Annotated in this window: 6 protein-coding genes and 1 pseudogene; 5 read left to right on the top strand and 2 right to left on the bottom strand. The window is 49.2% G+C overall.

Going from position 1 to position 4,718, the window contains the following annotated elements; translation table 11 throughout:
* The 4 genes and pseudogenes from ACR0P9_RS07835 to ACR0P9_RS07850 all read left to right on the top strand — a co-directional run.
* A pseudogene (locus ACR0P9_RS07835) lies at positions 1–687 on the top strand (hypothetical protein); the annotation flags it as partial.
* Between the two features lie 16 nt (positions 688–703).
* The gene (locus ACR0P9_RS07840) at positions 704–1,063 is read left to right on the top strand and encodes a YbaB/EbfC family nucleoid-associated protein (protein WP_432618952.1); all 360 of its coding nucleotides are present in this window, start codon (positions 704–706) and stop codon (positions 1,061–1,063) included.
* A 6-nt stretch (positions 1,064–1,069) separates the two neighbouring features.
* Positions 1,070–1,672: a recombination mediator RecR gene (gene recR / locus ACR0P9_RS07845; RefSeq protein WP_432618954.1), complete on the top strand. Its 603-nt coding sequence runs from the start codon at positions 1,070–1,072 to the stop codon at positions 1,670–1,672.
* Between the two features lie 129 nt (positions 1,673–1,801).
* Positions 1,802–2,977 (top strand): MFS transporter, encoded by a 1,176-nt coding sequence (locus ACR0P9_RS07850; protein ID WP_432618956.1) that lies wholly within the window; start codon positions 1,802–1,804, stop codon positions 2,975–2,977.
* A 72-nt stretch (positions 2,978–3,049) separates the two neighbouring features.
* Here the strand turns inward: ACR0P9_RS07850 and ACR0P9_RS07855 are convergent, their stop codons facing one another.
* A complete protein-coding gene (locus tag ACR0P9_RS07855) occupies positions 3,050–3,478 on the bottom strand; it encodes an Hsp20/alpha crystallin family protein (RefSeq protein ID WP_432618958.1) in 429 nt (142 codons plus the stop codon).
* A 399-nt stretch (positions 3,479–3,877) separates the two neighbouring features.
* Between ACR0P9_RS07855 and ACR0P9_RS07860 the strand changes: the two genes are divergently transcribed.
* Positions 3,878–4,177 (top strand): DUF2442 domain-containing protein, encoded by a 300-nt coding sequence (locus ACR0P9_RS07860; protein WP_432618960.1) that lies wholly within the window; start codon positions 3,878–3,880, stop codon positions 4,175–4,177.
* A 45-nt stretch (positions 4,178–4,222) separates the two neighbouring features.
* Here the strand turns inward: ACR0P9_RS07860 and ACR0P9_RS07865 are convergent.
* On the bottom strand, positions 4,223–4,718 hold a 496-nt coding region (locus ACR0P9_RS07865; RefSeq protein WP_432618962.1), incomplete at its 5' end, for a DUF6198 family protein.

Raw genomic sequence — 4,718 nt, forward strand, 5'->3', positions numbered from 1 at the left:
GTACAGGAGCTGTGTCAGCAGGTACCGGCTTCTCGATTGCTGGCATACACAAAGATTTTGCAGGAATCGCTGCTGCATATCCCTCATGCGGCAAACCGCCGGATCGAGGCAGAGCTGTGCGTGGTTCGGCTGTGTGAGCTGAACGCAGATGACTATGATACGTTGAGTGGCAGAGTGGATGCACTGGAAGAAAAGCTGGCGCATGGCATTGTGGCAGCAGCTCCCGCGCCACGGCAGGCGGTACCGGAAGATGGCTTTCCATCCGATGCAGATGCTCCTCCACCCGGAGAAGATGACATGCCGCCGATGATGGGCGCGCCGGTGCAGCAGAAAAAGGCGGCACCGCCGAAGAAGCTGGAGAGCTGCCCAGAGTGGGATGCCATCACAAAGGCGACACAAGGCGTGCTGCCGATGAGCAAATTTGCCCAGCTGACCATGACGAAGGGCGTGATTTCCGGCAATGAGCTGTATGTGCTGTGTGATGACCCATTTACCTGCGAGCTGTGCAATGAAACCGCAGTAAAGCAAGCACTGACGCAGGCGGCACAACAGGTGACGGGACGAGCTCTGCGTGTCAAAGTATTGGAAGAGAACAGCATCGGCACGCTTTCCACGAAAGCGAACCCTGTGGATGAAATCATCCGCAAAGCCGGTGAACTGCATATAGATGTTGAGATCAACGATTGATACAGGAGGAATAACAATGGCTAGAAAGTTTAACGGATATGGCAGAGGCGGCGCCGGTATGGGCGGCGGCATGAACATGAGCGCAATGATTAAAAAGGCGCAGAAGATGCAGGAAGAGATGGTAAAGGCACAGGAAGAGCTGGGCAACAAGGAATACACCGCAACCGCAGGCGGCGGAGCAGTTACCGCAGTAGTCAAGGGCTCCAACAACCTGATTAGCCTCAAGCTGGATCCGGAAGCAGTGGATCCGGATGATGTAGAAATGCTTCAGGATCTCATCGTCACTGCAGTCAATCAGGCACTCAAGCAGGCAGATGAGGAGAGCGCAGCAATCATGAAGCAGGCAACCGGCGGCGGAATGCCGGGACTGTTTTAATCGTCCATGAATTATTTTGCACCATCAGTCGAAACGCTGATTGATGAATTTGCCAAGCTGCCCGGTATCGGGCGCAAGACCGCCCAGCGATTGGCGTTTCACATTTTGAATTTGCCGAAAGAGGATGCGGATAAGCTCGCGCAGGCGATTACAGCGGCAAAGAGCACGATTCATCTGTGCCCCAAATGTCAGAATCTGACGGATGAGGAGCTGTGTCCGATTTGTGCTGACCCGGCGCGGGATCACAAGACGATTTGCGTGGTGGCGGATCCAAAGGATGTGCTGGCGTTTGAAAAGACGCGCGAATATCAGGGCTTGTATCATGTCCTGCACGGCACGATTTCTCCGCTCAACCATGTCGGACCGGATGATTTGAGCATCCGAGAGCTGCTGCATCGCGTGGCAGAAGATGACATTGAAGAGGTCATTTTGGCGACCAATCCAGATACAGAAGGCGAAGCAACGGCGATGTATTTGGCGCGGCTGTTGAAGCCGTTCCATATTCGCGTCAGCCGCCTTGCTTATGGCATTCCGGTCGGCGGACAGCTGGAGTATATCGACGAAGTGACGCTTATGCGTGCATTGGACGGCAGACAAAATATCGAATAAACACAAAGGCGAGCTGTTGCATCAAGCTCGCCTTTTTTGTACAAAAATCTGGCGCGATTGTAGTAGTCAAGCTTGCCATGCCATGCTATAATGCAACTACGATCTAACAGATAAAGAGAGGAATAACATATGGAGAAAACATCTGCGATGCAGTCGATGTCAAAATCAAACCGCTATTTGATGCGGGATATTTTTCTGGCGTATTTGGTCATGGGCATTTATCTGACGCTGATTGGCTCGGCACTGCCGTCGATTAAGGAAGAATATCATATTAGCTATCAGGTCGGCGGCTGGATGATGTCGGCACAGCAAATTGGGTATCTCATCATGGGCATTGTGGTCAGCTTGGCGGCAAAAAAGCTCGGTGCAAAACGAACTTACCTGTTTTTCGGTGTGTTGGCATTTGTCGGCTTGGCACTCATGACGGTAATCGGCAATCCGGTGGTTTTGATTTTTGCTATGCTGCTGACCGGCATCTGCAAAGGCAGCACGGCGAATATCGGCAATCAAATCACCAGCACGGTTTCCAACAATGACAGCAGTTTGCTCAATTTGGCGCAGGCGTTTTTTGCGATTGGTGCGTGTGCAGCACCGCTGATTGCGATGGTGTGCGGGGCATCTTGGCGCATGGCATTTGGCATTACCATTGCCTTGGGAATCTTGTCTTTTGTGCACGGCCTTCGCACAAAGATTGGACCGGAAGCATTCAAAGTAGAAGAAAATACAGGAAAAATGAATGTTGGATTCTTCCGAAAGCCGATTTTTTGGATTTGCTGTGCATTGCTGTTGTGCTATTTGGCGTTTGAAGCATCGGTCATGGGTTGGCTTGTGACGTTTTTCATTGATTCCGGTGCGGTCAATGCGCAGACGGCGCAATTGCTGGCGACAGCACTGTGGGGCGCACTACTGATCGGACGGTTTGCCAGCGCATGGTTTGCCACACGGTTTTCGCCGCAGCAGATGATTTGCGTCATGACAATCGGAACGGCGATTTGCTTCTCTGTGATGATGTTCAGTCATTCGCTGGTTCCGATGGCAATCGGCACGTTTGGCGTAGGACTGTTTATGGCAGGCATGTATGGCACAACGCTGGGCGGCAGCGATAATCTCATTGGACAGTATCCGATGTGCATGGGCATGTTTATTGTCATTCCAGGCGTTGGTTCTGCGGTGACGCAAAGCGTCATTGGTGCGATTGCAGACCGCATTGGCATTCGCGGCGGTATGTATGTACTGTATGTTCTCGTCGCTCTCATGCTGGTGGCAACCGTGTTGTTTGTTCTGCATGGAAAGAAAAAAGCATAAGCAAAAAGGGTACGCAGTGTAAAACCTGCGTACCCTTTTATCATGATGGATGTTATGGAAAAAGTGGAAGGATTACTCAATCATAATCTTCTTGGATTCCGGCAGAACCTGCTGTGCTTTCGGCAGTGTCAGCTCCAGAACACCGTCCTTGTACGAAGCGGTGATGGCGTTTTCATCAATGCCGGAAACATCAAAGCTGCGGCGGAACGAGCCGTAACGGCGTTCGCGGCGGATGTATTCGCCCTTGTCGTTCTTTTCGTCATCGTTTTCGGTGTGCTGGGCGGTAATGGTCAGAATACCATCCTTGACATCCAGCTGAATGTCTTCCTTGTTAAAGCCCGGCAGCTCAGCTTCTAAGATGTACTTGTCATCTACTGCGCGAATGTCGGTGCGGAAGTCCGGCAGATCAACATTGCTGTTGCCGAAGAAGTTCTTTTCAAAGTTGTCAAATGCGTCAAACCAATTGCGGTTGTTATAATCAAACGGTACCATGCCAAACATAATCAATCGTCCTTTCGATAGTCAAATCAGTGAGGTGTTTTTTTATTTGTAAACAATTGGCACTCTCGATAGCTGAGTGCTAACAATGGGTAAAATCCTGCTGCATCTTTGCTGCCTTCTTTCTTGCGGAGCCTTCCTCTTTGGTGCTCCTCTCTTGAACTGACTATAGTATAGGTCTCAGTTATGAAAAAAGATTGCATATTTTATGAACAATTTGTAAAGAATTAGCACTCTCAACACGAGAGTGCTAAAATAAGTTTTCGCGATTTCAAAGACAAGTGCTCAAATTTATGATATGATATAAATAAGAAAAGTGTGACTTGATGCAGAATTGGGAGTTATCTAAAGATGCCAAACCTATGAATCGTATTAATCCGCTGATCTGAGAGGAGAATGTATATGGAGAATATCTTCTTTCCAAAGGTTGTACAAGCTGTAGCTGGTGAAAATCGAACGGTATACGCATATATGAATGATGGTTCCATTCGGCTAGTCGATATGAAACCGATGATTAAACAAGGTGGTATTTTTTCGCAATTGGAAAAAGACACTTTCTTTGAGGAACGTCTGACTGTTTTAAATGATACAGTTGCTTGGGATTTAACCGGAGAGCATGATCCAACACAATGTATTGATATTGATCCATTTACTGTGGCAGAATGTCCTGCTGTGGCCGACCCATTAGAAATTGTTGGGTAAATAAAAAGCCTGATTCGTAAAGAATCGGGCTTTTTTGCGTTATTTCTACGCTACGCCTGCAAGTCTTGTCATTTTCTGCATAAACAGATGATTGAACAGGGCAATGACGCGGCCGACGCCGAGAACGGCGACAACGGTTCCCAGACCAATGCCGATGAGATGATGTGCGAAAATCAGACCAATACAGCAGGTCAAACAGATATTAAACAAATCAAAGCAGTTTTTGGTGAAGCCAACGGATTTGCCGACAAAATCAGAAATTGCCTGCACAATGCCGTCTCCGGGATTCGGAATGATGCGCATGTTGAGCGACATGGCGGCACCGATGCCGGTACAGATGATACCGCCCGCCAGCACGAGAAGCTGATAGCCGAAACCTTCCGGCGCGGGAATCCACGCAGAGAACAGATTCATAAATCGGGTAAATACCAAGCTCAGCGGCAATTGCAGCAGATCCATGATAAGAAGCAGCTTGAGATTGCGGCGAATGACCGGAGCGCGGTCCGGATGGACGCGATACCGGCGGTTTAATGCCAAATGA

It is taken from the genome of Butyricicoccus sp. (assembly GCF_050872565.1).
Classification (GTDB): Bacteria; Bacillota; Clostridia; order Oscillospirales; family Butyricicoccaceae; genus Butyricicoccus_A.

What these genes read in the sequence shown, in the direction of transcription:
- recR (WP_432618954.1), top strand. Translation starts at nt 1,070, where the DNA reads ATGAATTATTTTGCACCATCAGTCGAAACGCTGATTGATGAATTTGCC.
- ACR0P9_RS07860 (WP_432618960.1), top strand. Translation starts at nt 3,878, where the DNA reads ATGGAGAATATCTTCTTTCCAAAGGTTGTACAAGCTGTAGCTGGTGAA.
- ACR0P9_RS07855 (WP_432618958.1), bottom strand. Translation starts at nt 3,478, where the DNA reads ATGTTTGGCATGGTACCGTTTGATTATAACAACCGCAATTGGTTTGAC.
- ACR0P9_RS07840 (WP_432618952.1), top strand. Translation starts at nt 704, where the DNA reads ATGGCTAGAAAGTTTAACGGATATGGCAGAGGCGGCGCCGGTATGGGC.
- ACR0P9_RS07850 (WP_432618956.1), top strand. Translation starts at nt 1,802, where the DNA reads ATGGAGAAAACATCTGCGATGCAGTCGATGTCAAAATCAAACCGCTAT.